Below are 26,650 nucleotides of genomic sequence, written 5' to 3' on the forward strand. Positions count from 1 at the left end.
CAGGTGTAGAGTCATCGCTGCTAAGCTCATCAGCCGCTAGGCTATCAAATTCAAGTCAGGTTCCCCCAATACCGTTTGGTTAGGCTTTTATATTCCTTTTTGATATTTTATTTTCGTTGCTTATTCCAAAGCCTCGATGAGGTGACGGATTTTATCCAAGGTCTCGGTATACTCCTCGTCGGCTTGAGAGTCGGCCACTAATCCTCCACCACCCCATACGTGTAGTTTCCCAGCCTCTGCCACCATTGTGCGGATAGCGATAGACGTATCCATGCTGCCGCGCACATCCACGTAGCCCAAGCTGCCACAGTAGACGCTTCTCTTGCAGGGCTCTAACTCGTCGATGATCTGCATGGCGCGAATTTTCGGTGCGCCGGTAATTGAGCCACCGGGAAAGGCGGCTTTGAGAAGCGTCAGAGGGTTACAGTCATCGGCTAACGTTCCCTGCACCACGCTGACCAAATGGTGAACGTTAGGATAGCTCTCTAAATGACATAGTTGCGGCACGCGAATAGAGCCTGGTAGACACACGCGGCCTAGGTCGTTGCGGAGTAGATCGACAATCATGACATTTTCAGCGCGATCTTTGCGGCTGCTCAGAAGCTGCTCAGCTAGCGCCTTATCCTCGTCGGGCGTTTGACCACGAGGACGAGTGCCCTTAATCGGGCGTGTTTCCACTTGACCATCGCGGCTTTGAATAAAGCGTTCAGGCGAAAGTGACAGCACGGCTTTGTCATTCCAGGTCATAAAGCCTGAAAAAGGCGTTGGTGTTGCTTTTCGCAACAAAAGGTACGCCTGCCATTCATCCCCTTGATAGTCAGCATAAAAGCGCTGAGCCAGATTGATTTGATAGCAGTCGCCTGCGCGAATATAGCGCTGAACGGCATCAAAGCGCGTGACGTACTCGGCATGGCTCTGCTCAGCCTTAAATGTGCTGCTCAATGTAAAAACGCTGTCTTGCATTGGCTCTTGAGCAAGCCAGCTTTCTACTTCCTTACGGCGCTCTGGTGTGGCGATTAACCATGCCTGTTGGGCTGCGTGGTCAAACGTGATGCACCAGTCGTAAAGCCCTAGGCGCGCCTGGGGTAGTGATACAGCGCTGGTTTTCAGGCCCGAGATAGACAGCGTATTACGGCCTAAGTCATAGCTCCAGTAGCCAATCAGGCCACCCAGGAAAGGTAGCTCACTAGGCTGATTAGGGATTGCAAGCTGATCTAATAGCCACTGCTGATGTGCGAACGCATCGTTGGCCAGCTGAGCCGGAGGGCTAAGCTGGTTGGATTCCACGCTCACTATGCCATCGCCACTCACTTCAAGGGTGGCGAGGGGGTCGCTGCTAAGAATGTCGAAGCGGCCGCTGGCGATAGGTCGGCCGCTATCGAGCAGAACGGCGCCAGGGCGTTTGCGCAGGCAGGCGAATGCACCTAAAGGGTCGGTCGAATAGGGCAGGGCAGTAATCGTTAATGCCTTGATCATGAAGCAAACGCCTAACCAGTTAAGAGGGGCGTGACATTTTAGAGGGGCTTGCCAAATGACGCCAGCGCTAGGCTTCGACGCCTTTTTCACGCACTGGCGAGTTCAAGCAAAAAAGGCGGTGTCACGGTAGTGTGTTTAAAATGGCGCGATTGTTGACAAGTCTGTTTCGGATAAGTCTATTTATACGACGAAAGACGCATAAAATCGGCTGGCTCGCCTGGTTGACGGTGCAGTTTGCACGCGCTAGAGTTTGTTTACTTTTCAATTGTCGACAATTATCTATGGCAACACTTACTTCTCATTCCTCTGCCGCCGCTGCTGCGCTATCTGAAACGGCGGGCGAACAGGGCGCTCCTTTCGCAATCGCCGCTTCAACTGCAACGTTGCCGGAAGTTCGTACCCTTGCTGAGAGGGTATTTCACCAGCTTCAGGATGCCATTGTGCGTGGTGAACTGGCACCAGGCAGTAAAATTACCGAGCCCGGGCTTTCGAAAACTTACGGTATCTCACGCGGACCGCTACGCGAGGCGATGCGGCGCTTAGAGGCACACCGTTTAATTGAACGCGTTCCTCACGTGGGCGCGCGCGTGGTTCAGCTTTCCATGAAAGAGCTTTTAGAGCTTTTTGATCTGCGCGAAGCCTTGGAAAGTATGGCCGCTAGGCTAGCCGCTGAGCATATGTCAGCAGCAGAGGTTCAAGGCTTGCGTGATGTGTTGGCGCTACATGAAGGTCAAGCCGATCTGCAACGAGGCGAGGCATATTATCAACGTGAAGGTGACCTTGATTTTCACTACTGCATCGTTCAGGGCAGCCACAATAAAATGCTGATGAACCTTCTGTGCGATGACCTCTACTATTTAGTGCGCCTGTATCGCACCCAGTTTAGTGCCAGCGGCACCCGCCCGCAGCGCGCTTTTGTGGAACACCACCGTATTGTAGATGCTATCGAAGCAGGCGATGCGGAGCTAGCAGAGCTGCTGATGCGCCGCCATGTAAGCGCTTCTCGAGCCAATGTGGCTGACCGCTATGCAGCAGCCCTAGAACAGTCCACATCTACATTGCAGCGTTAAAAATAGCTAACAATAACGACACATTAAATAGGAGAAATGCCCCATGTCACAGATGACTCCCGGCGCTCGTTTCCGCGCCGCGCTTGAAGCCAATCGCCCGCTGCCCATTTTAGGCACCATCAATGCATACACCGCGCTGATGGCGGATAAAGTGGGCCACCAGGCGATTTATCTTTCCGGTGGTGGCGTTGCTAATGCTTCTTTCGGCCTTCCAGACCTGGGTATGACAACCATGAACGACGTGGTCGAAGATGCTCACCGGATCTGCGGCGCTACTGAACTGCCGCTGCTGGTAGACATCGATACAGGCTGGGGAGGCGCTTTCAATATTGCGCGCACGGTTAAAGAGATGCAGCGTGCAGGCGTTGCTGCCATTCACATGGAAGATCAGGTCGCTCAGAAGCGCTGTGGTCACCGCCCGAATAAGGCAATTGTGTCTCAGCAGGAAATGGTGGACCGCATCAAGGCTGCTGCCGATGCCAAAATCGATCCCGATTTTTATTTGATTGCACGCACCGATGCGTTTCAAAAAGAGGGCCTGGATGCGGCCATTGAGCGCGCAAATGCCTGTATTGAAGCCGGTGCTGATGCCATCTTCGCTGAGGCGGTACACACGCTGGATGATTACAAAGCCTTCTGTGAACGCGTCAACGCGCCCATTTTAGCCAATATCACCGAGTTCGGCGCCACGCCGCTATTTACGCAAACAGAGCTGGGCGAGGTCGGCTGCCGCATGGTGCTCTATCCACTTTCTGCGTTTCGCGCCATGAATGCGGCGGCGCTGCAGGTGTATCAAAGTATTCTGGATAACGGCCACCAAAAAGAGGTGGTGCCACTGATGCAGACTCGCGACGAGCTTTACGATTTTCTGAATTACCACGATTTTGAGCAGAAGCTGGATGCGTTATTCGTTGAGCAAGGCGATGGCCAATAAGCGTTACACCAGGGTCGTGAGCCCAAGGTAATCGCTTACTGCGCGCTCACAAGATACCTCCATAAAATTCTCAAAATAAAAGTAGCGATAGGAGACACACCATGGCTGATAAACCCGTGACAGGTGCAGGACTACGTGGTCAGAGCGCTGGCAGTACTGCGCTATGCACGGTAGGTAAAACAGGCTCGGGCCTGACCTACCGTGGATTTGATATCAAAGAGCTGGCTGAAAAAGCCAAATTTGAAGAAGTGGCTTACCTGCTGCTAAAGGGAAAACTGCCCAATCAAGCCGAGCTGAGTGAGTACATTAGCAAGCTGAAAAGCCTGCGTGGGCTACCCGATGCGCTTAAGGCCGTGCTCGAGCAGATTCCCAAAGATGCGCATCCTATGGATGTGATGCGCACAGGTACCTCAATGCTGGGCAATCTGGAAACCGAGGAGAGCTTCGATCAGCAGCAGGATGTCTCAGACCGCCTGTTAGCGGTGCTGCCCTCTATCATTTGCTACTGGTATCGTTTCTCCCACGACGGCGTGCGCATCGATACTGAAACCGACGATAACTCCGTAGGCGGTCATTTTCTCAATATGCTGCGCGGTAAACCGGCCTCTGAGCTGCATGCGCGAGTAATGAACGTATCGCTGATTCTATATGCCGAGCATGAATTTAATGCCTCTACCTTTACGGCTCGTGTGTGTGCCTCAACGCTTTCTGATATGCATTCCTGCGTAACCGGGGCGATTGGTTCGCTGCGTGGCCCGCTGCATGGCGGTGCGAATGAAGCCGCCATGGCGATGATTGAGGATTGGCAGTCGCCGGAAGAGGCGGAAACCAAGATCCTGGGCATGCTTGAGCGCAAAGACAAGATCATGGGCTTTGGGCATGCGATTTATCGTGAGTCTGACCCTCGCAACGCGATTATCAAGCACTGGTCGAAAAAGCTCTCTGACGATGTGGGCGATGATGTCCTGTACGCCGTTTCCGAGCGTGTTGAAGCGGTGATGTGGCGCGAGAAGAAGCTGTTCTGTAATGCTGATTTTTTCCACGCTAGCGCTTATCACTTTATGGATATTCCCACCAAACTGTTCACGCCGATTTTTGTCATGTCGCGCGTCACCGGCTGGGCGGCCCATGTGTTTGAACAGCGCGCTAACAATCGCATAATCCGTCCGAGCGCTGATTATACGGGCCCTGAGAAGAGTGAGTGGGTGCCGATTGAAGCACGTCGCTAGTCGACTAAGCTCAGCTTACTGTTCATTCACCTAGCGACATTAACTAGCTATATCAGGCTAGCTGTCCGGCAGCTTTGGCTGCCGGCGTTGTTTTTTTCTCCCCTCGCTTGCTATGAGTGCGTCTGCTATGAATACCGATTACCGAAAACCGCTGCCTGGCACCGAGCTTGAGTTCTTTGATGCTCGCGAGGCGGTTGAAGATATCCAGCCCGGTGCCTATGCACAGCTGCCTTATACCTCCCGCGTGCTGGCTGAGCAGCTGGTACGCCGCTGCAATCCTGAACTACTGACCGATGCACTCAAGCAGTTGATTGAGCGCAAGAGTGACCTGGATTTTCCTTGGTACCCAGCCCGCGTGGTTTGCCATGACATCCTCGGCCAGACTGCCTTGGTCGATTTAGCCGGGCTGCGCGATGCCATTGCCGAGAGGGGCGGTGATCCCGCCAAGGTGAACCCCGTTGTACCGACACAGCTAATTGTTGACCACTCGTTGGCAGTGGAGCACGCAGGATCAGAAGAAGGCGCCTTTGAAAAAAATAGAGCGATTGAAGATCGTCGTAACGACGATCGCTTCCACTTTATTAACTGGACTAAGACAGCCTTTGAAAATGTCGATGTCATCCCGCCGGGTAATGGCATCATGCATCAGATTAATTTGGAAAAAATGTCGCCGGTGGTGCAGAACCGCGATGGCATTGCCTATCCAGATACCTGTGTGGGCACCGACAGCCACACGCCGATGGTCGATGCGCTGGGCGTGATCTCAGTGGGTGTAGGTGGGTTGGAGGCCGAAAGCGTCATGCTGGGTCGAGCATCCATGATGCGCCTACCGGATATTGTGGGCGTAGAGTTAACCGGTAAGCTGCAGCCGGGTATAACCGGCACGGATATGGTGCTGGCGATTACCGAATTTCTGCGCAAACAGCGGGTAGTGGGGGCCTACTTAGAATTTTATGGCGAAGGGGCTGATGCGCTGACCGTGGGCGATCGCGCCACAATTTCGAATATGACGCCTGAGTACGGTGCCACGGCGGCGATGTTCTATATCGACGGCCAAACCATCGATTATTTGAAGCTTACCGGGCGTGAAGATGATCAGGTGGCGCTGGTAGAAACCTATGCCAAACACACCGGCTTATGGGCAGACAGTCTAGCTGACGTTACCTACGAGCGAGTGCTGACCTTTGATCTTTCTTCTGTACATCGCACCCTAGCGGGGCCGTCTAATCCTCACGCTCACCTACCCACCTCAGAGCTTGTTGAACGTGGTATTGCCGTAGGGCTTGATGCCGCACGTGAAGAAGAGAAAGCCGGCAAGATGCCTGATGGCGCGGTTATTATCGCCGCTATCACCAGCTGCACCAATACGTCTAACCCGCGTAACATGGTGGCGGCAGGGCTGATTGCTCGCAACGCCAATCGACTGGGCTTATTGCGCAAGCCGTGGGTAAAGTCATCGCTGGCGCCTGGCTCGAAAACCGTCAAGATGTACCTGGAAGAAGCTGGCTTAATGAGTGAGCTGGAAACTCTCGGCTTCGGCGTGGTTGCCTACGCTTGTACCACCTGCAACGGGATGTCCGGGGCGCTTGATCCGACTATTCAGCAGGAAATTATTGATCGCGACCTCTATGCGACGGCCGTGCTTTCCGGCAACCGCAATTTCGATGGTCGCATTCATCCTCATGCCCAGCAGGCTTTTTTAGCATCGCCGCCGCTGGTCGTCGCCTACGCTATTGCGGGCACAATACGCTTTGATATCGAAAAGGATGTGCTGGGTATCGACCAAGCAGGTAATCCCGTTACCTTGAAAGATATATGGCCGGCCGATGAAGAGATCGACGCCATTGTTAAAGCCGCGGTGAAGCCCGAGCAGTTCCGGCAGACCTATATTCCTATGTTTGACCTGGACAAAAGCGCCCGTACCCTGGTGAGCCCGCTTTACGACTGGCGCCCTGAGAGTACCTATATTCGCCGCCCGCCGTATTGGGAGGGCAACATGGCCAAAGAGCGCACGCTTAAGGGAATGCGCCCATTGGCAATCTTGCCTGACAATATCACCACCGATCACCTGTCGCCCTCTAACGCTATTCAGTTGAACAGCGCTGCGGGCGAGTATCTGGCCAAAATGGGCCTGCCTGAGGAAGACTTCAATTCCTACGCCACTCACCGCGGTGATCATCTAACCGCCCAGCGCGCCACTTTCGCTAACCCTAAGCTGTTTAATGAGATGGTGCGCGCGGCTGATGGCAGCGTAAAGCAGGGTTCGCTGGCGCGAGTTGAGCCCGAAGGTGAGGTGACCCGCATGTGGGAAGCCATCGAAACCTATATGGCGCGCAAACAGCCGTTAATTATTATTGCCGGCGCGGATTACGGGCAGGGGTCTTCGCGGGATTGGGCGGCCAAAGGCGTTGCGCTGGCGGGCGTCGAAGCGATTGCCGCCGAAGGCTTTGAGCGTATTCACCGCACTAATTTGATTGGTATGGGCGTAATGCCCATGGAGTTTGAAGCGGGCACCACGCGTATGACGCTGAGTTTAGATGGCACTGAAATATTTGATGTCGAAGGGGCGGCAGCGCCCGGCGCGATGCTCACGCTGGTTATTCATCGAAAAAATGGTGAAAGCGAGCGTGTGGCGATGAAGTGTCGCCTAGATACCGCGGAAGAAGTATCGATTTACACCGCCGGCGGCGTCTTACAGCGCTTTGCCCAGGACTTTCTTGAATCAACTGCCGCTTAGCTTTTAGGAGATAGCATTATGGCCAGTACGCCACAAATAAAAATACCGGCGACCTACATGCGTGGAGGCACCAGTAAAGGCGTGTTTTTTAAGCTCAGCGATTTACCTAGCGTGGCGCAGAAAGCCGGGCCCGAGCGGGACCGGCTATTGCTGCGAGTGATTGGCAGTCCCGACCCTTATGAAAAGCAAATTGATGGAATGGGAGGCGCAACGTCGAGTACCAGCAAAACGGTGATTCTATCTAAAAGTGAGTCTTCCGAGCACGATGTGGACTACCTCTTTGGGCAAGTTTCAATCGATAAACCGGTGGTTGACTGGAGCGGCAACTGCGGCAATCTTTCGGCGGCAGTAGGTCCCTTCGCGATTGCCAATGGCCTGGTGGAGGCTGCCCGCATTCCAGAAAACGGTTTGGCTGAGGTGCGAATTTGGCAGGCCAATATTCAGAAAACTATCGTGTCTCAGGTGCCTATTGTGAATGGGCAGGTGCAGGAAACCGGTGACTTTGAACTCGATGGCGTGACTTTCCCTGCTGCTGAAATTGCGGTGGCCTTTATGGACCCCGCTGATGGTGAAGGGGCGATTTTTCCTACGGGCAATCTTATTGATGATCTGGATGTGCCAGGCGTGGGCAAGTTAAAAGCCACGCTGATCAATGCAGGCATTCCTACGGTGTTTATCAATGCGGCAGACGTTGGATATACCGGGGCAGAGCTGCAGGATGTGATTAATAGCGATAGCCGCGCGCTTAAAATGTTTGAAGCCATTCGTGCTTACGGCGCCGTACGTATGGGGCTGATCAACGATGTGAGTGAAGCTGCCCATCGACAGCACACGCCGAAAGTGGCGTTTATTGGGCCCCCTGTAGATTACGTCTCCTCTAGTGGGAAGCCTGTGCAGGCCGCCGATATTGACTTGCTGGTGAGGGCGTTCTCGATGGGTAAGCTGCACCATGCCATGATGGGTACCGCTGCGGTGGCCATTGCGGCGGCTGCCGCCATTGAGGGCACGCTGGTTAATCTGGCCGCTGGAGGTGATAAGCGTCAGGCGGTTACCTTTGGCCATCCTTCGGGCAGTTTGCGTGTTGGCGCTGAAGCCAATCTGGTTGACGGACGCTGGCAGATTGATCAGGCCATCATGAGCCGTAGCGCGCGGGTACTGATGGAGGGCGTCGTGAGAATTCCCGGTGACAGCTTTTAGGCCATACTGAATAGGCGGTTATCCATTAGGAGAGCACTATGTCCACTAGAGCACCCGCAACATCCGAAGCCAATGAGCGCCCGGACTATGATCCTGAGCTACAGGCTATTGCCGACTACGTATTGAATTATCAGGTAGCCTCTTCTGAGGCCCTGGAAACAGCGCGTTACTGCCTGATGGACACGCTAGGTTGTGGGCTGCTAGCGCTACGCTTTCCTGAATGCACGAAGCATCTGGGGTCCATTGTTGAAGGCACTATGGTGCCATTTGGATCTCGAGTGCCGGGCACCTCGCTACGCTTAGACCCGGTTAAGGCAGCGTGGGATATCGGCTGTATTATCCGCTGGTTGGACTACAACGACACTTGGCTAGCCGCCGAGTGGGGTCACCCTTCCGATAATCTCGGCGCGATACTCGCCGTTGCCGATCACCTTTCCCAGCGGCGGGTTGCTCAAGGCGAAGCGGCCCTGGTGATGCGCGATGTGCTCAATGCCATGGTCATGGCCCATGAGATACAGGGCGTGTTGGCGTTGGATAATAGCTTTAATCGCGTGGGTTTAGATCACGTGGTGTTAGTGAAGGTGGCGTCTACCGCGGTGGCCGCCAAGCTTTCCGGAGCCAATCGAGAGCAGATGCTTTCAGCGCTTTCTCATGCCTGGGCCGATGGCCAAAGTCTGCGAACGTATCGTCATGCGCCGAACGCGGGTTCACGTAAAAGCTGGGCGGCCGGCGATGCTACCTCGCGAGGCGTACGCTTGGCTGATATCGCCTTGCGGGGTGAAATGGGCATTCCCAGTGTGCTCTCGGCACCGCAATGGGGCTTCTACGATGTACTGTTTAGCCATGCCAATAAAGATCTAAGCCTGAAGCCAGCGGCTGAGCGGCGTTTTCAGTTTCAGCGCGAATTCGGCAGCTATGTGATGGAAAATATCTTATTCAAGATTTCTTTTCCCGCCGAGTTCCACGCGCAAACGGCTTGCGAGGCTGCCGTGGCGTTACACCCGCAGGTTAAAAATCGCTTGGCCGATATTGATAAAATTGTGCTTACCACGCACGACTCGGCGATTAGAATTATCTCCAAAACCGGCGCGCTAGCTAATCCCGCGGATCGTGATCACTGCTTGCAATACATGACCGCAGTCCCGCTTATCTTCGGCGCACTTAGTGCTGAACACTATGAAGATAGTTTCCATGTGGCGAACCCGTTGATTGATGAATTGCGCAGTAAAATGCAGGTAAAAGAGAACCCTGAGTATTCGGCCGATTATTATGATCCGGAAAAACGTTCGATCGCTAACGCCGTGCAGGTTTTTTTCACCGATGGAAGCGCAACTGATAACGTTGCCGTGGAATACCCGGTTGGCCATCGGCGTCGGCGGGAAGAGGGGATGCCGCTCCTGATCGATAAGTTTAAACATCACCTGGCGACGCGGTTTGCAAAAGATCGCTGCCATAAAATTGCGCAGTTATGCAGCGATCAGATAGCGCTGGAGCAGCTGCCGGTTCATAAGTTTATGGATGCGTGGATGATATAAGTGCCGCTATCAATAATGCCCGGCGCGTCTCGGCGCTACCGGGCAGCTATTTATCAGGGCTAGTTTATTAGAGCTGATTCATTAGAGTTAGCTCATCAGAACTAGGTTCATCAGGACTAAGTTCATCAGGACTATTGTTTCAATCTTCAAAGGTTACCTGGTCGCGCATGCGATCAACGGTGGCTGATCCAATGCCGCTTACGCGAGTAAGGTCGTCCGCGCTATCAAACGCACCGCTGGCTTGACGTTCTTCAATGATGGCCTCTGCTCTGCTTGGGCCAACGCCCGGCAGCTCTGCCAGCAGCTCAGCGTCGGCAGTGTTAACATTGATGGGGGCCAGTTGCTGCGCTAGAACGTTGCTTGAAAGTCCTAAACTGACGCTTAGCAGTAGTGCTACTAACATTCCTTTAAGTGTCATGTTCATCTTGTGATCCTTTTAATAACGGTTGTTAATGAAGTTTTTTAATAAATAGTGCCGGCGCCATGTAATAAAGAGCTTTACCGTTGTAAACAATAAATATCATCTCAATAAACGTCGCGCCATAGTTAACTTAGCGCTATATGTGGAGTGATTATGTCAGCGATGTGTGACAGCAGTTGTAAGTTTTTCGCTACGGGAATATGGCAAATGGCTTACAAACTCAGGGCGCGAGAAGAGGGGGGAGGCTGATATAATGGCTGAAAACGTATTTGGAGCAACGTTGTGGCCACTGATTCCCCGATTATTATTGCGCTAGACTATCCCTCGTTAGATGCTGCTTTGTGCATGGCTGACCAGTTAGATCCTGCCCGCTGCCGGGTGAAAGTCGGTAAAGAGCTGTTTACGCGCAGTGGGCCTGCGGTGCTTGATGCTCTACACGGGCGCGGTTTTGAAGTGTTTCTGGATCTTAAGTTTCACGATATCCCTAACACCGTGGCGAGTGCCGTGCAGGCGGCTGCGGAGCAGGGCGTGTGGATGGTCAATGTGCACGCCAGCGGTGGCCGGCGGATGATGGAAGCGGCCGTCCAGCGTTTAGAGCAACAGCATTTAACGACTCACCTGATTGCCGTTACTGTATTAACCAGTATGCAGGCCGATGATTTGGCCGATATCGGTATCAATATCTCGGTCAAGGAGCACGTAGAGCGCTTAGCACTGCTGGCGCAACACAGCGGCCTTCAAGGTGTTGTGTGTTCGGCGCAGGAGTCTGCTGACATTCAAACGCTGTGCGGCGATGCCTTCTTGAAAGTGACGCCTGGCATTCGACCTACGTTTGCATCGGTTGATGACCAGCAGCGGATTATGACGCCTAGCGCGGCTATTGAAGCAGGCAGCACGCACTTGGTTATCGGCCGTCCTGTCACGCAAGCTGATGATCCTATGGCCGCGCTACATATGGTTGAAGAGGAGTTGGGTCAGCGCTAAGTCAAAGCAAGTGCACAGGTGGGTTAGGAGGTGGAAGTGGCTAATGGCGAGATGCTATTCACCTTCTACGCCAATAATGGGCTTTATCGTTCCCCAGTAACGACAGCTGGGGCACTGCCATTGAAGCGCATCACTAGCAAGGCCGCAGCGTTGACAGCGGTGGCGCGTGCGGTTTAGAAGCAGCGCATCAGTATGATGTTTAAGCAATAGCAGGCGCGTATCAGGGGCTTCTTTGCCACTTTGTCGCTGGCTTTCAATGTAAAGATCGATTAAGTAGTCCAGTCCGCCTAGGCTAGGCACGGCGCGCAAGCGCTCGCCGACCAACGTAATGGCTTTGTCGACCCCGTCACGTTGATGAACGAGCTCCCCCAGCGCAATGATAATACTGGTATAAGGTGCTTGCTCAAGCAGTCGAAACAAGTGTGCTTCATAGCCCGCTTCGTCATCTTGGCGTAAGTAGGCGCGTTTAAGCGCCGGCAACATCGTCGGTATGTGTGTGGTTTCTTGATGCACTATGCAATCCAGCCGCTCAATGGCGCGGCCATAATGGCCGTTATCCATCTCTAGGTCAGCCAGTAGCAGGGTAGCGCGAACGCAGTTTTCGTCCAGTTGAAGCGCTTTTTTGAGGTGCTTTTTCGCCAGTGCCCGGCTGGCTTCACTGATTTCTTCGAGCGCTAACTCGCATAGCCAATGGGCTGCGGGGCGTCGCATTGCCGGGCGCTGTTTGAGTATGGGCTGAATTACTTCTAACGCATCTCGCCATGCTTTTTCACGCTCTAATAAATCGATGAGCAGCTGTTTGGCAGCATAGCGGTGATTATCGTCGGTGCTATTTTCCAGCAGAGTATTAAGCAGGCGTTGAGCTCGGTCATGGACGCCGAGTGCCATGAAGTCGCGAGCAAGCTCTAGCTGGATCTGTTCGTTGGTATGCTGAGGGAGCTCTGGGCGGGCTAACAAGTTTTGGTGAATGCTTACCGCTTTATCAGCTTCGCCTCGGGCGCGAAATAATTTGCCCAGGGCAATGTGCGTATCTACGGTGTCGCTGTTCACCGCCAGCACGTTAATGAAGGTATTAATGGCTTCGTCAGGCTGCTCGTTAAGCAGGTAATTGAGCCCGACGAAGTAATCTCGCGATAAGACCTGCGAAGTCGGCGCGGACGATGGATGCTGCTGCCGGCGGCGCGTAGCCTGCCGGTAACCTAGCCCGTAGCCGATAGCAATAGCGGTGAGTAATACGCCTAGCAGCGCAGTATCCAGCATTTATGCCAGTTCCTTGAACTCCTGGGTACGCAGACTATCGAGTTCCTTACGCTGCTGCTTATTATGCCGCTGGCTGCGTGCTAGCGTTGCTTTCAGTCGCACGTAAACACCTAACATCGCGAGCATGCCCAGCAGAACGCCAAAGACTAATGTTGCTAGCAGCCAGACCGAAAGCGATACTGCCGGTAGCTCTAGCCAAATTAGATTCAAGGCAATCGTTTGCTGATTATTGACGGCAAACAGGATGCCTACCAGTACGACTGCCAGCAAAATAACGGCTAAAATCAGCCCTTTTATCCAACGCATGAGAGTTCCCTAGTCTGTGACATTCACGGTAGCTCTATTGTGTACGACTCAAGGCCCGACGTCATCCCAGATTCGGTCGGGCAGTGTAATAACTGATCGCTAGTAGCCAAGAGCGCGGCTAGCGTCGACCTGCTCACGCAGCTCTTTTCCCGGCTTAAAGTGCGGCACATACTTGCCTTCTAAATCAACGGCATCGCCCGTTTTGGGGTTGCGCCCAACCCGCGGCTCTCGGTAGTGCAGCGAAAAGCTGCCGAAGCCGCGGATCTCAACGCGACCGCCACTCGATAGTGCGTCGGTCATATCGTCTAGGATAATGCGCACCGCCGTTTCAACATCTTTGGCGGATAACTCCGGTTGACGCATCGCGATTTGTTCGATTAATTCAGATTTAGTCATCGGTTAGCTCCCTGCGAACATTGAAGGCCGTGACGCGCTCCCGACCTCACTAACATCAAATTCAGCATACTGCGCTATTGAATATAAAACAATTCAGATAAAACAAGGTTCTAGACCCATTAGCAGCATAGGCGAAGTGTGGCGCTGGCGCGACCCTGTAGCTTAGGTATACTGGCTTTTCATTTTTGTGATCTTGAGAGGCTGACGTTGAGCGACGACACATCCCCTGCAGCTGTACGGCGCAAGCGGCTTTATTGGCACTCCCGCCGAGGTATGTGGGAGCTTGATTTGCTGCTAATTCCGTTTCTTGAGCAACGCTTTGATCAGCTTAGTGATGCGGATAAGCTGGCCTATGAGCAATTAATTGAAGGTGAGGACCAGGATCTTTTTGTCTGGCTCATGCATCGGGAGTGGCCTGAAGAAGCCAGCCAGCGTCGCATTGTACAAATGATTGTTGAACATGCTGAAACCACCGATAATTCTGCCTATCGCACCCTCTAACTATTGGCTGTCAGCACAATGCTGCCTTTTTACTGGATTGGCGGCGCTGGGCTATTGGGTCGGCGGTGCGTTAGCGCTGATGCTGGTGAGTACGCTAGGGGCTATCGGCCTCTGGCGTGCTTACACTCAAGCACCTAAAGGCGTGCTTAGCCTTAGTTCAACGGCATCGTCATGCTATGGCCGCTGGCTGCTACCGTTTGATCCAGAGCAGTCGGCGGGTAGCCGCCCATCACTTGGCGATGAATATCAAGTGCGCTGCGACTACTTGGGGCCTTGGTTGATCGGTCTTTACGTGGGAAAGCAGAGGATTTGGCTTTGGCCGGACAGTGCGCCGCCAGAGCGCTTGCGTGAAGTAAGGCGGCTATTTCATCGTCCCGGGCGCTAGATGCATGCTTGAGAGCATTGAAGCGGTGGGTTTAGGCTGCTGATGAGGCCAATCGGTCGTGAAATGCAGGCCGCGTGACTCACGTCGCTGCTGGGCAGCCAGTACTGTCAATATGGCCAGCTGCAGTGCCTGAATTAGGCGACGGCCTTCTGGGGCTGCTTGGATGCCTTCAAGTCCTTCCGCGCTGTTTAACAGCGCCTTTAGCTGCTCCATGGCCGTTTTTAATCCCGCATTGCTGCGCACAATGCACACATGCTGGCTCATCACTTGACGCATGCGCTGGCGAATGTCCTTCAGTGCCGATTGAGAAATAGCGGACGCCGCAGGTTGGGCGGGAGGACGATATTCATCGCGGTGTAAGCCTTTGTCTTGTTTTTGCGCGCAGGCTAATAGTGCTTGTGCGCAGCTCCTAGCAAACACCAAACACTCAAGCAGCGAGTTGCTTGCCATTCGGTTAGCTCCATGCAGGCCTGTGCATGCCGTTTCACCAATGGCATAAAGGTTAATAACGCTGGTAGCGCCTTGCAGGTTGGTGGCGATGCCGCCGCAGCTATAGTGGGCGGCAGGCACCACAGGGATAGCTTGCTGGGTAATATCAATGCCCCGAGTGATGCAATGAGCTTGAATGGTAGGGAAGTGGTGGCGAATGGCCTCGGTGCCTAGATGACGAATATCCAGCCACACGTGGCCGAGCGTGCCGCGCTGTATCTCAGTATCAATAGCGCGGGCGACGATATCGCGAGGCGCCAGCTCGGCGCGTTGATCCAGCGCCAGCATAAAGCGCTGCCCGGTTTCATTTAGCAGGTGTCCACCTTCGCCCCGCACTGCCTCGCTGATCAAAAAGGCGGGGCCTTCAGGGTCAAATAAGCAGGTCGGATGAAACTGCTGAAACTCCAAATTCATTAGCTGGGCGCCCAGCTCGGCGGCCATCATCATGCCTTCGCCGCTGCTTGGGGTTGGCGTTGTGGTGTGTTGATAAAGCCCGCTGGCACCGCCGGTGGCGATAACGGTATGGCGTGCCGTAATCGAGTGCCACTGTTGGTTAAGATCACTGCCATAGGCGCCTCGACACCTACCGCTATCATCTTGTGATAAGCTAACGATTGTTAGGTCGTTGCGCTGCATAATCCGTGGATGCTGTGCGACCTTATCTAATAGCGTCTCTACCACGGCGCGCCCCGTGGCGTCATCTGCGTGGATGATGCGTCGGGCATTGTGGCCACCCTCACGAGTCAGATGATACGGGTAGCGTGCGTCAGGGTCGGTCTCAGGCGTAAAAGGAACGCCTTTATCGATCAGCCACTGAATGGCGGAGGGGCCGTTGGCGACGGTAAACCGAACGGCCTCTGTATCGCACAGGCCATCCCCCGCAACCAGCGTATCGTTAATATGTGCTTCGAGGTTGTCGTCAGGTGAAAGAACCGCGGCAATACCGCCCTGTGCCCAGCGGCTGGCCCCTTGGTCGTCTTGAGCAGGGCGCACGAGCATTACTGACAGGTGGTCAGCAATGTCCAGAGCAAGCGTTAACCCGGCAACGCCGCCGCCAATGATCAGTACGTCGGGTGTTGGCGTGCTCATGATGCCCGCTCCTTATTGTTGGTTCGCGTGCTTGCCGGATGTCAGTTCACGGTCAGTGTCTAGGCGAACGAAAGCCGAGCATCATAGCGTGACAATGACTAAATGACGATATTGCTGAACGCAAAATAGGCCCTGCAAGCGTTCGCCTGGGGCAATAAGAATAGCTAACTCAATAGAAAGGAGGGCAGCCAAAAGCTGAAGAGAAATGAAGAGTCAAACAAAAGAAATGGTGCCCGGAGCCGGACTTGAACCGGCACGGGGTTTCCCCCGAGAGATTTTAAGTCTCTTGCGTCTACCGATTTCGCCATCCGGGCAAATCATTGCAATGTTGTTTCAAATTTTTTTCAAAAAAACTTTGAAAAATGGTGCTTTGAAAAGCCATTGCTACACGAGAAATGTGGAGGCTGGAGTCGGAATCGAACCGGCGTACACGGAGTTGCAGTCCGCTGCATAACCACTCTGCCATCCAGCCTCAAGAGTCATTGGAGCGGGAAAGGAGATTCGAACTCCCGACCCTCGCCTTGGCAAGGCGATGCTCTACCACTGAGCTATTCCCGCTCGACTCGATGGCGAATTATACGGATCACCACCGAGTTGTCAATCAATCAATCTTAGATTGTTACTTATTTATTTATCAGCAGCTTACACGGAGCGACTAGTTACATCGAACGGCTGAGATGCGGCCAGGCGGCTTTTAGATACTGAATCATTGACCAGAGCGTTAGAGCAGCGGCGACATACACTACGACAACGCCTACCAGCGCAAGCGGGTGCGCTGGCGGGAAAGCCAGTAGAATGAGTAAGGAGACCATTTGTAGCGTTGTTTTGAGCTTGCCAACCCATGATACAGCCACCATGCCACGCTTGCCCATTTCCGCCATCCATTCTCGCAGAGCTGAAATAACAATTTCCCGGCCGATAATGACGAGGGCGGGAAGCGTTAGCACTAACGTGTCGTAGCGTTCAATTAATAGTGCCAGGGCCACCACGACCATGAGCTTGTCGGCCACAGGATCTAAAAAAGCGCCAAACGGCGTTGACTGATTCCAGCGGCGTGCTAAATAGCCGTCCAGCCAGTCAGTAATCGAGGCTAGGCCAAATAGCCCCGCTGCCACGGGCATGCTCCAGTTGAACGGGAGATAAAACAGCACCACGAGTAGCGGGATGAAGGCGATTCTCGCCAGGGTCAGTATGTTGGGTATATTCATCGCAGGAAGCGATCCTTGCTGGAAATCATAGGATTCGAAATGTTTGGAGTCATTCTATCCCCCTTAGCCGATAGCATCCATGCTAACAGGATGTTTATCCGTTTAACGCCCGGTAAATACTTTCGGCGAGTGCCGCATTGATACCCGGTACGCGTATAAGTTCATCGCGGCTGGCTTTTTGTACGCCTTGTAGGCCGCCAAAAAAGCGTAATAACTCTCGTCTACGTTTAGGGCCAACGCCAGGAATGTCTTGTAGGGTAGACGTGCGTCTTGCTTTGTCGCGCTGGGCGCGATGTCCGGCAATCGCAAAGCGGTGTGACTCATCCCGAATGTGCTGTATCAGGTGCAGCGCCGGCGAGGAGGGGTCTAGGTTGAGGGGGTTGTCCGCTGTTTCTAAGAATAGGCTTTCAAGCCCCGCCTTACGCGTTGTGCCCTTGGCAACCCCGAGTAGAATGATATTGGTAATATCTAATGCTTTAAACACGCCGCGAGCCATGTTGAGCTGACCTTTACCGCCATCGACAATCAAAATGTCGGGCGCCACCGCTTCGCCACTTTTTACCCGTTTTAGGCGGCGTGTCAACGCTTGCTGCATGGCTGCGTAATCATCGCCTGCGGCTACTCCTTCAATGCGAAAATGCCGATAGTCACTTTTACGCGGCCCCTGGTGATCAAAGACAACGCAGGAGGCAACGGTGGCTTCGCCATGGCTGTGGCTAATATCAAAGCACTCAAGGCGCTGGGGTATTTCGTCTAGCTCCAGTGCTTTCTGTAAGGCGCTAAAACGTTGGGTCAGCTGCGTTTGGTTGGCGAGATGTGACGCCAACTGCTGTTCTGCGTTAGTAATAGCGAGTTGCTGCCACTGGGCACGGTGACCGCGCACCTGGCTAGTCACCCGGATTCGTTTGCCCGCCTGCTGGGTCAGCGCTTCGGCAATCAGATCGCTGTCCTCTAACGGATGGCTGGTGATGACTTCGCTGGGCACGTTATGCGGTTGACCAAAATAATATTGGCTGACGACTTCCGTCAGCAGTATCTCAATCGGCAGGTCTAGATCGTTTTTCGGCGTGTGATGGCGCGCGCCCAGTAGTCGGCCATCGCGAACGCTTAGAACAGAAACGCCCAGCGCACCGGGGCGCGTGGCAAGCGCGAAAATATCCGCATCGCCGCCGCCGGTGTCGACAAACTGGCGCTGTTGAAGCTGGCGCAACTGCTGTACTTGATCCCGAAGGCGTGCGGCTTCCTCAAAGTTTAGCGCTTTGCTGGCTGCCTCCATCGCGGCCACCAGCTCTTGGGTCACATTTTCACTTTTACCTTCTAAGCACATCACCGCATGTTCAAGGTCACGGCGGTAATCCTCTGCCGAAATATAGTCAACGCAAGGCGCGCTGCAGCGCTGGATTTGATACTGCAAGCATGGCCGCGAGCGATGCGCGAATACGCTGTCTTCGCAGTTGCGGATATGAAATATTTTTTGCATCAACGATAGGCTTTCGCGCACGGCTCCGCTGCTAGGGTAGGGGCCTAAATAGCGGCCATCGTCGCGCCGTTGACGTGCGCGCTTATACTCTAATGCTGGGTAAGCATGGCGGTCGGTGACAAACACGAAGGGATACGATTTGTCGTCACGCAACAAAATATTGTACGGCGGGCGCAGCTGTTTGATTAGCGTCTGCTCGAGTAGCAGCGCTTCTGTTTCCGTGCGTGTAACAGTGACTTGCACGTCGGCAATGCGGCCAACCATCGCCTGGGTTTTGGTGTTCAACTGGCCGCGGAAATAACTGGATAGGCGTGCTTTAAGGCGCTTGGCCTTACCGACATAAAGCGTATTGCTTTGTTCATCGAGCATGCGATAAACCCCGGGGGAGGTGCTCACGGAGCTCAAGAACTGTTTTGAATCAAAGGTCATATCAGCGTGTCGGTACCCGATTACAGCGGAAGGTGGGGTTATATTTGGGTCGTGTCAAACCCCTCGACCAGCCCATGCCGAAGCGCTAAATGCGTTAGCTCAACGTCAGTGGCAACCTGTAGTTTATCAAAGAGTCGATAGCGATAGGTGTTTACTGTTTTAGGACTTAAATGTAGACGGTCAGAAATATCTTGCACCCGCTGGCAATTAACAATCATGAGCGCGATTTGTAGCTCACGGTGGGAGAGGTGGCTAAAAGGATTGTCTTCATTGGTGAAATGAGAAAGTGCTAAGCGCTGAGCAATTTCCTGGCTGACGTAACGGCCGCCATGAAACACTTGTCGTATGGCCTCGGTCATTTCTAGCGCACCGGCGCCTTTGCTTAAAAAACCTGAAGCACCGGCTTCGAGCATACGTCTCAGTACGCTGTCCTCCATGTGTGCGGTCAAGATGAGGACCTTAATGTCTTCCATCGTGCGGCGAATGCGTCGCGTTGCTTCCAGCCCGCCAATCCCCGGCATACGAATATCCATCAGCACGATATCGGGCTTCAATTGACGGCACTGAGTTACCGCGCTTTCACCGTCGTCGACCTCGCCTACAATTTTAATGTCGGACTCTTCGTTTAGTAGGTGGGCGATACTCGTTCTAACGAGATGGTGGTCATCGGCGATAAGGACACTGATCAATGGACAGGCTCCTGCATGGAAACTTCTTGGGCTCAGGCGTTGGCCTTGTACGCTAATCTATTACATTAACTGCATATAGGGTGCCACAGCTAACAACAAAGGAGAATTAGATAAAAGCAGGTGATTCAAAAACTTGACTGAGATAAATGTTCATCGTAGTATCCGCCTCGCTGCAGGTACGAGCAGTAAGTGGGGCCTTAGCTCAGCTGGGAGAGCGCAACACTGGCAGTGTTGAGGTCAGCGGTTCGATCCCGCTAGGCTCCACCATTATATTCACTGTTATCGATCATCGATAAAAAAGCCTCGCGGTTTAAGCGAGGCTTTTTTTGTCTTAATGTCAGCGGCTACGCTGCAATTTTGCCTAGTAGCAAAAATTCGATAAGCGCTTTTTGTGCGTGTAAACGGTTGCCGGCTTCTTGCCAAACGACCGCACGAGGGTCGTCGAGCAGGGTGAGGCTAATCTCTTCGCCGCGATGAGCCGGCAGGCAGTGCAAGAACAGCGCGTCCTGGCGGGCGCCATCAAGCATCACTTCGGTGACTTGGAAGCCTGCGAAGTCTGCTTCGCGTTTAGCCTGTTCTTCTTCCTGTCCCATTGAAGCCCAAACATCGGTGGTGATTAAGTCAGCGTCTTTGACCGCTGCCTGAGGGTCATGCAGCATGCTAACGTGATCGCCGGCGGCCGCCATTATGTCAGCGCGCGGCTCGTAGCCTTTTGGGCAGCATACGCGCAGATGAAAGCCGAACTGGCGGGCAGCATTGATCCATGAATGGCACATGTTATTGCCATCGCCAATCCATACTGCAGTACGGCCCTTAACGCTGCCGCGTAGCTCGGTCCAGGTCATTACGTCAGCCAGTAGCTGGCAAGGGTGATAGTCATCACTTAACGCGTTAATGACCGGCACACTGCTAGCGCTGGCATAGGTTTCCAGCCCTGCATGTGAAAACGTGCGGATCATCACCGCATCGACCATCTCAGACAGTACGCGAGCAGTGTCTTCAATCGGTTCGCCGCGGCCTAGCTGCGTATCGCGGGGAGAGAGAAATAGTGCGTGGCCACCAAACTGCGCCATTCCTGTTTCAAACGACACCCGCGTGCGCGTTGATGATTTTTCAAAGATCATCGCCAGAGTGCGGTTGGATAATGGTGTATAAACAGGGCCTTGGGCCTTAAGATTGGTCTTAATCGTAATGGCGCGTTGGATTAAATAGTCCAGCTCATCCGGGGACAAATCTAGCAAGGTCAGGAAATGGCGTGTCGCCATAGGGGCTTCTCTCCGCGCAAAAACACTATCCTAGCGATGCGGCAGGGGATGCGCAACGCGTACGGCATGCGTAGAATGATGCCTACACGTTAAGCCTAGCGTTCCACTCGAGCATTAGTGAGTGGGCTCCGGCTATTTTTATGCGAGGAAAATTGTATGAGCACGACTGCCGAAAACATTCAGCGCCAAATTAGCGAAAACCCAATCCTCATCTACATGAAAGGGTCTCCGCAACTGCCACAGTGCGGTTTTTCTGCCCAGACAATTCAAGCGCTGATGAGCTGTGGCGAGCGTTTTGCGTTCGTTAATATCCTCGATAATCCGGATATTCGCGCCGAGCTGCCGAAAATTGCTAACTGGCCGACGTTCCCCCAGCTGTGGGTTGAAGGTGAGCTCGTAGGCGGCTGTGACATCGTGGTAGAAATGCATCAAAGCGGCGAATTGGAAAAGCTAGTAAAAGCCGCTGCTCAGCGCGCTGGTGCGGTAGAAGGCGGCGACAACGCTTAAGCATTACCCTCTCGAAGGAAAAACAGCTTCATGAGCTATCAGGTTCTGGCCCGCAAGTGGCGACCCCGCACATTCCACGAACTCGTGGGCCAGGCCCATGTTCAGCGCGCCTTGGTCAATGCTCTTGATCAGGGCCGCCTGCATCATGCTTATCTGTTTACCGGCACCCGTGGCGTGGGTAAAACCACGCTGGCACGCATTCTTGCCAAATGTTTGAACTGCACCGCCAACGGGCGTGGAGAGGAGGGCGTTACCTCTACTCCCTGCGGTCAGTGTGCGAGCTGCCAGGCTATCGATGAAGGCCGCTTTGTTGACTTGATCGAGGTTGATGCAGCCTCACGCACGAAGGTGGAGGATACCCGCGAGCTGCTAGATAACGTGCAGTATGCGCCCACCCAAGGGCGCTATAAGGTGTACCTGATTGATGAGGTACACATGCTTTCCACTAGCAGCTTTAATGCGCTGCTGAAAACATTAGAAGAGCCACCCCCGCACGTTAAGTTCTTGCTGGCGACCACCGACCCGCAAAAACTGCCGCCGACCGTGCTCTCACGCTGTCTACAGTTTACGCTCAAGCACATGCCGCCTGAGCGAGTGGTTGAGCACCTGACATATGTGTTGGGTGAAGAAGGTGTTGCGTTCGATGAAAGCGCACTGTGGCTGCTGGGTAAGGCCGCCGAAGGCTCAATGCGTGATGCCATGAGCTTAACGGATCAGGCCATCGCATTTGGTCAAGGCTCGGTGCGGCATGCCGATGTAGCCTCAATGCTGGGCACGCTAGATCATCGCCATATTCTGGGGCTGGCAGAAGCGCTAGCCGATGTCGACGTGCAGCGGTTGCTGGCAGAAGTGTCCCAGCTTGCAGAGCAGGGCCCTGATTTTGCCGCTGTATTGGACGAGCTTGCAAGTATGTTGCACCGCTTAGCGGTTGCGCAGATGGTGCCGGACGCCGTTGATAATAGCCACGGCGATCGTGACGTGATCTTACAGTTGGCGAGTCGTTTTACCGCTGAAGATATACAGCTTTATTATCAAATCGGTATTCAAGGCCGTGGCGACATGGTGCACGCGCCGGATTTACGCAGTGCATTAGAGATGACCCTGCTGCGAATGCTGGCCTTTAGACCCCAAGGTGTGCCGAAGCCGCCGCGTACGCCGCTACCGCTGAGAAGTGAGCCTTCCGGAATAACCGCCGGTGATATCAATGCTGCCGCCCAGGTTGCGAGCACATCCGCTGCCTTGCCCGCACCTTCGCCGCCTGTTGAGCCCTCGCCCAGTGAGAGTCACCGAGAGAGTGATCAGCGCGGCGAAGTAGCTCCTCAAACGGCCTTTTCAGCCCAGCCTTCTCAGGCGGAGTCTGAAGGGCCTGTGATTCAAGAGGAGCCGCCACTTCAAGAGCCACCACCTTGGTCAGTTGACACCGAAGTGACGGCCCCCGAGCCCGAGCCTGCGCCTGTTTCTGCCCCCGAACCTGTTGCTGAGCTGGAACCAGAACCAGCATCTTTTCCAGAGCCAGAGCCAGAGCCAGAGCCAGAGCCAGAGCCAGACATCGTGATGCCATCGAATGCTATGGCAGAAAATGGCTCAGATACTTTGGATAACGCGCTCTGGCTGCAGTCTTTTGATTCTCTCGGTCTGGGTGGTTTGACGCGCAACCTTGCTGGCAACTGTTTAGTAGAAAGCGATGATGGCAAGCTGTTAACGCTGCGCTTAGACCCAAGCCAAGCGGCTATGCAGGCGGAAGTTCATCAGACGCGTATCGAGCGTGCGCTTGGCGAGCAGGGAAAGCCGCGCCGAGTGGCATTTTACGTCGCAGAGCTGCCTAGCAATGTTGAAACTCCCCGTAAACGTGAGGAGCGCCTTAATAAAGAGCGGCACGCTCAGGCGGTTGATCTGCTCAACCATGACCCCCATGTACAAAAGTTACAGCAGGCGTTTGGCGCAAAGCTGATAGAATCCAGCGTGAAGCCTGCCGAGCAATTGCGCTAACAGCGCATCCTGTGAGTCACGTCCTTAGACTTTTTTTCAGCCATATTGGAGATCGGATCATGCTTAAAGGTGGAATGGGCAACTTGATGAAGCAGGCCCAAGAAATGCAGGAAAAGATGCAGCACGCCCAGGAAGAAGTCGCCAAGGTTGAGGTTCAGGGCGAAGCGGGCGCTGGTATGGTGAAAGTTACAATGAACGGTCGCCATGACGTTTCCAATGTGACCATCGATCCTAGCGTTATGGAAGAAGATAAGGAGCTGCTGGAAGATTTGCTGGCGGCGGCGGTTAATGATGCGGTACGCAAAGTAGAAGTTAGCTCTAAGGCGAAAATGGAAGAAGCGACGTCCGGGCTGAGTCTTCCTCCCGGCTTTAAGATGCCGTTCTAAGCAATGCGCTTTTCTCCCCTCGTTGAGCAGTTGATGGAGGCTTTTCGCGTTCTGCCCGGCGTTGGACCTAAAACGGCCCAACGCATGGCTATGCACCTCCTCGAGCGCGAGCGCCCAGGCGGGCAACGTCTTGCCGCGGTGATTCAGCAAGCGATTGAGGAAGTGGGTTACTGCCAGCGTTGCCGTACCCTTACAGAGGCTGAAATTTGTGCTCTGTGTGAGAGTGCGCGACGTAACGATGCATTGCTATGTGTCGTAGAGTCGCCTGCTGATCAGTTGGCCATTGAAGAAGCCGGTGGGTTTAAGGGGCGCTACTTTGTCTTGCATGGGCACCTTTCGCCACTGGACGGCATTGGCCCCGAGTCGATTGGTTTAGATTTGCTTGAAGCGCGCGTTGCAGAAGGGCTGGTCGAAGAAGTGGTGCTGGCCACTAACCCAACCATCGAAGGTGAGGCGACGGCTCATTATATTGCCTCGCAGCTTTCTGAATATGGCGTCAAGCTCTCTCGGCTAGCCTACGGAGTGCCAATGGGGGGTGAGCTGGAATACGTCGATGGTGGCACATTGAGTCGCGCGTTTAATGGGCGCCTGCCTTTTACCAGTGAATAAGCCTACTTACTCAGTAGTTCTCTAACCGCAAACGCTCTGGCGATTGTGTGTCAACTTGGAAGAATGCTTTTGTCCTCTCTTACTCCCGCTTTTCAATGGCTTGATACCCCCGATGCGCTCGATGCAGCGTGTGAGCAAGTAGCCGATGCCTCAGTGATTGCACTGGATACCGAATTTTTCCGAGAGAACACGTTTTTCCCTGTTCCTGCGCTATTGCAATTTACAGCGGGAGAGGAGGCTTATTTAATCGATCCAGTGGCGGTGCCATGTACCGAAAAATTCCGCGCTTTGCTGCAAAATAGCGCGATTAAGCTGCTGCATGCCTGCAGCGAGGATTTGGAAGTATTTCAATGCTGGGCAGGCGTTTTGCCTACGCCGTTAGTGGACACGCAGGTAGCGCAGGGTTTTTTAGGCGAAAATCCCAGCATGGGGTATCAAAAGCTGGTCGAATTTTGGTTCGATGAAACGCTTCCTAAAGAGGAAACACGCTCAAACTGGTTAGTGCGCCCATTAACGCCAGCGCAATGCCATTACGCTGCGCTAGACGTTATTTATTTATTGAAAGTATGGGGCCTCCAGGCTGAGAAGCTCGCTGTGTTGGGTCGCCGTGAATGGGTGGATGCTGAGTGCGCCATTTTAATTGAGCAGGCGGGTCGCAGTGTTGAAAACGATCAGCAGTGGTATACCCGGCAACGCCAGCTTTGGCGCTTAGCGCCTCGCCAAATGGAGGCGTATCGTCTAATGACCACGTGGCGCGAGGGTGAGACACGCCGGCGTGATTTACCTCGTAATTGGCTAATTAGTGATAAGTTACTGTTTGCGATCGCAGAAAAAATGCCTGGCAATCGCTTTGAGCTAGCCGAGGTGGAAGGCGTTAAGCCAGTGCTGATTAAAAAAGAGGGTGACACGCTGTTAGCAATGGTAAAGCAGGCACAGCACTGCGACGAGTCGGCCCTGCCAGTGCGCTGGCCTGACCCCATGCATCCTACTTTTAAAACGCGCTTTAAAGCGCTTAAAAAAGTGACCACTGCCAAAGCCGATGACTTAGGCATGGCGCCTGAAATGCTGATGCGTCGTCGAGATATTGAAACGCTCGTGATGCAGGATTTGGCCAGTGAGCCGCATTCATTACCCAGCGGTTGGCGTGGCGAGTGTTTGAATACTGCGCTAGTTCAAGCCCTTGAGGAGCTGCCTTCATGAGCGATAAGTTAATTTGTGATGTCTTCAAAAGCTCGCGTAAAGACGAGATGTATCTATACGTTGATAAGCGTCAGGGGATGACACAGGTGCCAGAATTACTCATGGAGACGTTTGGCAAACCGCTGCCTGTGTTTACCATGCTGCTGACGGCTGACAAAAAGCTTTCACGCGTCAGTGCGGCTGATGTGGTCGAAGGGATTAAGGACAAAGGTTATTATTTGCAGATGCCTCCTCCTAAAGAAGCCTATTTGCTTGATGTGCACCGTGCCCATGTTGCATCACGCTCAGACGCTGAATAGCCGGCATAATGAATTTTCTAGCCCATGCGTGGCTGGCGCGTGCCGGTAGCGATGATTTTCTATACGGCAATCTAATTGCTGACGGCGTTAAAGGTCGCGATTTAAGCGGCTGGTCGGATGCGACTGCCCTGGGTATTCGGCATCACCGCCGCGTGGATGCATGGGTTGATAGCCACCCCTGTGTTGCGGGGGCAAGGTGCCGCGCTCCAACCGCTCAGCGCCGCTATGCAGGAATCGCGTTAGATATGGTCTGGGATCATTTTCTAGCCAGGGATATGGCCGGCCGACAAGATCACGAGCAGTTGATTGAGCGCTGCTATCAGCTGCTTTCGACGCGCCCAGCCCCCAATCGCTTGGCTGGCATGATGCCGCTGCTGGTCAAGCATGACTGGCTAAGAGGCTACGCTGACTTTGAATTCACTTGCCGTGCCGTTGCTGGCATTGGGCGCCGCTTATCCGGCCCGAATCAGCTTGCGGCGCTTGTGCCGTGGCTGCATGACGATTATCCAAGGCTAGAGCAAGATTTTCAGTCGTTATGGCCGGTTTTATTTGAAGCGCTAAGTTTGAAGCATTAAGTTTG

Annotated in this window: 26 protein-coding genes and 4 tRNA genes; 17 read left to right on the plus strand and 13 right to left on the minus strand. The window is 53.8% G+C overall.

Going from position 1 to position 26,650, the window contains the following annotated elements:
• Positions 1–120: 120 nt before the first annotated feature.
• A complete protein-coding gene (gene pabB / locus ACT3RP_RS07315; protein WP_441684219.1) occupies positions 121–1,476 on the minus strand; it encodes an aminodeoxychorismate synthase component I in 1,356 nt (451 codons plus the stop codon).
• Between the two features lie 281 nt (positions 1,477–1,757).
• Here pabB and ACT3RP_RS07320 point away from each other — a divergent pair, with 281 nt between their 5' ends.
• The 6 genes from ACT3RP_RS07320 (at position 1,758) to ACT3RP_RS07345 (ending at position 10,178) form a co-directional block, all read left to right on the plus strand.
• Entirely contained in the window at positions 1,758–2,546 is a 789-nt protein-coding gene (locus ACT3RP_RS07320) for a GntR family transcriptional regulator (RefSeq protein ID WP_441684218.1), read from the plus strand.
• Between the two features lie 43 nt (positions 2,547–2,589).
• A complete protein-coding gene (gene prpB / locus ACT3RP_RS07325; protein ID WP_441684217.1) occupies positions 2,590–3,480 on the plus strand; it encodes a methylisocitrate lyase in 891 nt (296 codons plus the stop codon).
• Positions 3,481–3,581: 101 nt separating this feature from the next.
• Positions 3,582–4,709, plus strand: a complete 1,128-nt coding sequence (gene prpC / locus ACT3RP_RS07330; protein ID WP_096279145.1) for a bifunctional 2-methylcitrate synthase/citrate synthase — start codon at positions 3,582–3,584, stop codon at positions 4,707–4,709.
• A gap of 127 nt (positions 4,710–4,836) precedes the next feature.
• Complete coding sequence (acnD, locus tag ACT3RP_RS07335; RefSeq protein ID WP_483393542.1) at positions 4,837–7,446, plus strand: Fe/S-dependent 2-methylisocitrate dehydratase AcnD; 2,610 nt, start codon at positions 4,837–4,839, stop codon at positions 7,444–7,446.
• A gap of 18 nt (positions 7,447–7,464) precedes the next feature.
• Complete coding sequence (gene prpF, locus ACT3RP_RS07340; RefSeq protein ID WP_444671549.1) at positions 7,465–8,643, plus strand: 2-methylaconitate cis-trans isomerase PrpF; 1,179 nt, start codon at positions 7,465–7,467, stop codon at positions 8,641–8,643.
• 38 nt (positions 8,644–8,681) lie between these two features.
• Positions 8,682–10,178 carry a bifunctional 2-methylcitrate dehydratase/aconitate hydratase gene (locus ACT3RP_RS07345; protein ID WP_483393543.1) on the plus strand — a complete coding sequence of 499 codons (1,497 nt, stop codon included), beginning with the start codon at positions 8,682–8,684 and terminating at the stop codon, positions 10,176–10,178.
• A 139-nt stretch (positions 10,179–10,317) separates the two neighbouring features.
• On the opposite strand, the gene ACT3RP_RS07350 is transcribed toward ACT3RP_RS07345, so the two are convergent.
• Positions 10,318–10,602 carry a ComEA family DNA-binding protein gene (locus tag ACT3RP_RS07350; RefSeq protein ID WP_096279154.1) on the minus strand — a complete coding sequence of 95 codons (285 nt, stop codon included), beginning with the start codon at positions 10,600–10,602 and terminating at the stop codon, positions 10,318–10,320.
• A gap of 279 nt (positions 10,603–10,881) precedes the next feature.
• On the opposite strand from ACT3RP_RS07350, the gene pyrF reads away from it, so the two are divergent.
• Positions 10,882–11,583 carry an orotidine-5'-phosphate decarboxylase gene (gene pyrF / locus ACT3RP_RS07355; RefSeq protein WP_483393544.1) on the plus strand — a complete coding sequence of 234 codons (702 nt, stop codon included), beginning with the start codon at positions 10,882–10,884 and terminating at the stop codon, positions 11,581–11,583.
• A 54-nt stretch (positions 11,584–11,637) separates the two neighbouring features.
• On the opposite strand, the gene lapB is transcribed toward pyrF, so the two are convergent.
• The 3 genes from lapB to ACT3RP_RS07370 form a co-directional block, all read right to left on the minus strand.
• Positions 11,638–12,843 (minus strand): lipopolysaccharide assembly protein LapB, encoded by a 1,206-nt coding sequence (gene lapB, locus ACT3RP_RS07360; RefSeq protein WP_483393545.1) that lies wholly within the window; start codon positions 12,841–12,843, stop codon positions 11,638–11,640.
• A complete protein-coding gene (locus ACT3RP_RS07365) occupies positions 12,844–13,149 on the minus strand; it encodes a LapA family protein (protein ID WP_096279160.1) in 306 nt (101 codons plus the stop codon).
• A gap of 99 nt (positions 13,150–13,248) precedes the next feature.
• Entirely contained in the window at positions 13,249–13,545 is a 297-nt protein-coding gene (locus tag ACT3RP_RS07370) for an integration host factor subunit beta (RefSeq protein WP_096279162.1), read from the minus strand.
• A gap of 207 nt (positions 13,546–13,752) precedes the next feature.
• On the opposite strand from ACT3RP_RS07370, the gene ACT3RP_RS07375 reads away from it, so the two are divergent.
• Both ACT3RP_RS07375 and ACT3RP_RS07380 read left to right on the plus strand, forming a co-directional pair.
• Positions 13,753–14,046 (plus strand): FAD assembly factor SdhE, encoded by a 294-nt coding sequence (locus ACT3RP_RS07375; RefSeq protein WP_096282327.1) that lies wholly within the window; start codon positions 13,753–13,755, stop codon positions 14,044–14,046.
• Positions 14,006–14,431, plus strand: a complete 426-nt coding sequence (locus tag ACT3RP_RS07380) for a hypothetical protein (RefSeq protein ID WP_444625378.1) — start codon at positions 14,006–14,008, stop codon at positions 14,429–14,431. Before ACT3RP_RS07375 ends, ACT3RP_RS07380 begins: the two co-directional genes overlap by 41 nt.
• Here ACT3RP_RS07380 and nadB read toward each other — a convergent pair.
• The 7 genes from nadB to uvrY form a co-directional block, all read right to left on the minus strand.
• Positions 14,408–16,009, minus strand: a complete 1,602-nt coding sequence (gene nadB / locus ACT3RP_RS07385) for an L-aspartate oxidase (RefSeq protein WP_096279164.1) — start codon at positions 16,007–16,009, stop codon at positions 14,408–14,410. The two genes, ACT3RP_RS07380 and nadB, sit on opposite strands and share 24 nt — an antisense overlap.
• Positions 16,010–16,236: 227 nt before the next feature.
• A tRNA-Leu gene (locus ACT3RP_RS07390) sits at positions 16,237–16,323 on the minus strand.
• Between the two features lie 84 nt (positions 16,324–16,407).
• Positions 16,408–16,481 (minus strand) — tRNA-Cys (locus ACT3RP_RS07395).
• 11 nt (positions 16,482–16,492) lie between these two features.
• Positions 16,493–16,567, minus strand: a tRNA-Gly gene (locus ACT3RP_RS07400).
• Positions 16,568–16,668: 101 nt separating this feature from the next.
• On the minus strand, positions 16,669–17,217 hold the full coding sequence (pgsA, locus tag ACT3RP_RS07405; RefSeq protein ID WP_096279166.1) for a CDP-diacylglycerol--glycerol-3-phosphate 3-phosphatidyltransferase: 549 nt from the start codon (positions 17,215–17,217) through the stop codon (positions 16,669–16,671).
• 94 nt (positions 17,218–17,311) lie between these two features.
• Positions 17,312–19,126, minus strand: coding sequence for an excinuclease ABC subunit UvrC (gene uvrC, locus ACT3RP_RS07410; protein ID WP_096279168.1), 1,815 nt, complete (start codon positions 19,124–19,126; stop codon positions 17,312–17,314).
• 38 nt (positions 19,127–19,164) lie between these two features.
• On the minus strand, positions 19,165–19,815 hold the full coding sequence (gene uvrY, locus ACT3RP_RS07415; protein ID WP_096279170.1) for a UvrY/SirA/GacA family response regulator transcription factor: 651 nt from the start codon (positions 19,813–19,815) through the stop codon (positions 19,165–19,167).
• A gap of 191 nt (positions 19,816–20,006) precedes the next feature.
• On the opposite strand from uvrY, the gene ACT3RP_RS07420 reads away from it, so the two are divergent.
• Positions 20,007–20,082 (plus strand) — tRNA-Ala (locus ACT3RP_RS07420).
• A gap of 77 nt (positions 20,083–20,159) precedes the next feature.
• On the opposite strand, the gene argF is transcribed toward ACT3RP_RS07420, so the two are convergent.
• Positions 20,160–21,080: an ornithine carbamoyltransferase gene (gene argF / locus ACT3RP_RS07425; RefSeq protein ID WP_096279172.1), complete on the minus strand. Its 921-nt coding sequence runs from the start codon at positions 21,078–21,080 to the stop codon at positions 20,160–20,162.
• 156 nt (positions 21,081–21,236) lie between these two features.
• On the opposite strand from argF, the gene grxD reads away from it, so the two are divergent.
• The 7 genes from grxD to ACT3RP_RS07460 all read left to right on the plus strand — a co-directional run bounded on the left by grxD (position 21,237) and on the right by ACT3RP_RS07460 (position 26,645).
• Positions 21,237–21,587, plus strand: coding sequence for a Grx4 family monothiol glutaredoxin (gene grxD / locus ACT3RP_RS07430; protein WP_096279174.1), 351 nt, complete (start codon positions 21,237–21,239; stop codon positions 21,585–21,587).
• 30 nt (positions 21,588–21,617) lie between these two features.
• Complete coding sequence (gene dnaX, locus ACT3RP_RS07435) at positions 21,618–23,576, plus strand: DNA polymerase III subunit gamma/tau (protein WP_483393546.1); 1,959 nt, start codon at positions 21,618–21,620, stop codon at positions 23,574–23,576.
• A gap of 59 nt (positions 23,577–23,635) precedes the next feature.
• Complete coding sequence (locus ACT3RP_RS07440; RefSeq protein WP_096279178.1) at positions 23,636–23,962, plus strand: YbaB/EbfC family nucleoid-associated protein; 327 nt, start codon at positions 23,636–23,638, stop codon at positions 23,960–23,962.
• A 3-nt stretch (positions 23,963–23,965) separates the two neighbouring features.
• Positions 23,966–24,571, plus strand: a complete 606-nt coding sequence (recR, locus tag ACT3RP_RS07445; RefSeq protein ID WP_096279181.1) for a recombination mediator RecR — start codon at positions 23,966–23,968, stop codon at positions 24,569–24,571.
• A 63-nt stretch (positions 24,572–24,634) separates the two neighbouring features.
• Positions 24,635–25,771 (plus strand): ribonuclease D, encoded by a 1,137-nt coding sequence (rnd, locus tag ACT3RP_RS07450; RefSeq protein WP_096279183.1) that lies wholly within the window; start codon positions 24,635–24,637, stop codon positions 25,769–25,771.
• Entirely contained in the window at positions 25,768–26,070 is a 303-nt protein-coding gene (locus ACT3RP_RS07455; RefSeq protein ID WP_096279185.1) for a YcgL domain-containing protein, read from the plus strand. Before rnd ends, ACT3RP_RS07455 begins: the two co-directional genes overlap by 4 nt.
• 8 nt (positions 26,071–26,078) lie before the next feature.
• Entirely contained in the window at positions 26,079–26,645 is a 567-nt protein-coding gene (locus tag ACT3RP_RS07460) for an acyl carrier protein phosphodiesterase (RefSeq protein ID WP_483393547.1), read from the plus strand.
• The last annotated feature ends 5 nt before the right edge of the window (positions 26,646–26,650 follow it).

Source organism: Halomonas sp. AOP5-B2-8 (assembly GCF_052376475.1).
In the GTDB taxonomy this organism is placed as follows: Bacteria; Pseudomonadota; Gammaproteobacteria; order Pseudomonadales; family Halomonadaceae; genus Vreelandella; species Vreelandella casei.

Coding starts and splice junctions, on each gene's coding strand:
- pabB (WP_441684219.1), bottom strand. CDS start 1,476: ATGATCAAGGCATTAACGATTACTGCCCTGCCCTATTCGACCGACCCT.
- ACT3RP_RS07320 (WP_441684218.1), top strand. CDS start 1,758: ATGGCAACACTTACTTCTCATTCCTCTGCCGCCGCTGCTGCGCTATCT.
- prpB (WP_441684217.1), top strand. CDS start 2,590: ATGTCACAGATGACTCCCGGCGCTCGTTTCCGCGCCGCGCTTGAAGCC.
- prpC (WP_096279145.1), top strand. CDS start 3,582: ATGGCTGATAAACCCGTGACAGGTGCAGGACTACGTGGTCAGAGCGCT.
- acnD (WP_483393542.1), top strand. CDS start 4,837: ATGAATACCGATTACCGAAAACCGCTGCCTGGCACCGAGCTTGAGTTC.
- prpF (WP_444671549.1), top strand. CDS start 7,465: ATGGCCAGTACGCCACAAATAAAAATACCGGCGACCTACATGCGTGGA.
- ACT3RP_RS07345 (WP_483393543.1), top strand. CDS start 8,682: ATGTCCACTAGAGCACCCGCAACATCCGAAGCCAATGAGCGCCCGGAC.
- ACT3RP_RS07350 (WP_096279154.1), bottom strand. CDS start 10,602: ATGAACATGACACTTAAAGGAATGTTAGTAGCACTACTGCTAAGCGTC.
- lapB (WP_483393545.1), bottom strand. CDS start 12,843: ATGCTGGATACTGCGCTGCTAGGCGTATTACTCACCGCTATTGCTATC.
- ACT3RP_RS07365 (WP_096279160.1), bottom strand. CDS start 13,149: ATGCGTTGGATAAAAGGGCTGATTTTAGCCGTTATTTTGCTGGCAGTC.
- ACT3RP_RS07370 (WP_096279162.1), bottom strand. CDS start 13,545: ATGACTAAATCTGAATTAATCGAACAAATCGCGATGCGTCAACCGGAG.
- ACT3RP_RS07380 (WP_444625378.1), top strand. CDS start 14,006: ATGCTGAAACCACCGATAATTCTGCCTATCGCACCCTCTAACTATTGG.
- nadB (WP_096279164.1), bottom strand. CDS start 16,009: ATGAGCACGCCAACACCCGACGTACTGATCATTGGCGGCGGCGTTGCC.
- pgsA (WP_096279166.1), bottom strand. CDS start 17,217: ATGAATATACCCAACATACTGACCCTGGCGAGAATCGCCTTCATCCCG.
- uvrC (WP_096279168.1), bottom strand. CDS start 19,126: ATGACCTTTGATTCAAAACAGTTCTTGAGCTCCGTGAGCACCTCCCCC.
- argF (WP_096279172.1), bottom strand. CDS start 21,080: ATGGCGACACGCCATTTCCTGACCTTGCTAGATTTGTCCCCGGATGAG.
- grxD (WP_096279174.1), top strand. CDS start 21,237: ATGAGCACGACTGCCGAAAACATTCAGCGCCAAATTAGCGAAAACCCA.
- dnaX (WP_483393546.1), top strand. CDS start 21,618: ATGAGCTATCAGGTTCTGGCCCGCAAGTGGCGACCCCGCACATTCCAC.
- ACT3RP_RS07440 (WP_096279178.1), top strand. CDS start 23,636: ATGCTTAAAGGTGGAATGGGCAACTTGATGAAGCAGGCCCAAGAAATG.
- recR (WP_096279181.1), top strand. CDS start 23,966: ATGCGCTTTTCTCCCCTCGTTGAGCAGTTGATGGAGGCTTTTCGCGTT.
- rnd (WP_096279183.1), top strand. CDS start 24,635: ATGCTTTTGTCCTCTCTTACTCCCGCTTTTCAATGGCTTGATACCCCC.
- ACT3RP_RS07455 (WP_096279185.1), top strand. CDS start 25,768: ATGAGCGATAAGTTAATTTGTGATGTCTTCAAAAGCTCGCGTAAAGAC.
- ACT3RP_RS07460 (WP_483393547.1), top strand. CDS start 26,079: ATGAATTTTCTAGCCCATGCGTGGCTGGCGCGTGCCGGTAGCGATGAT.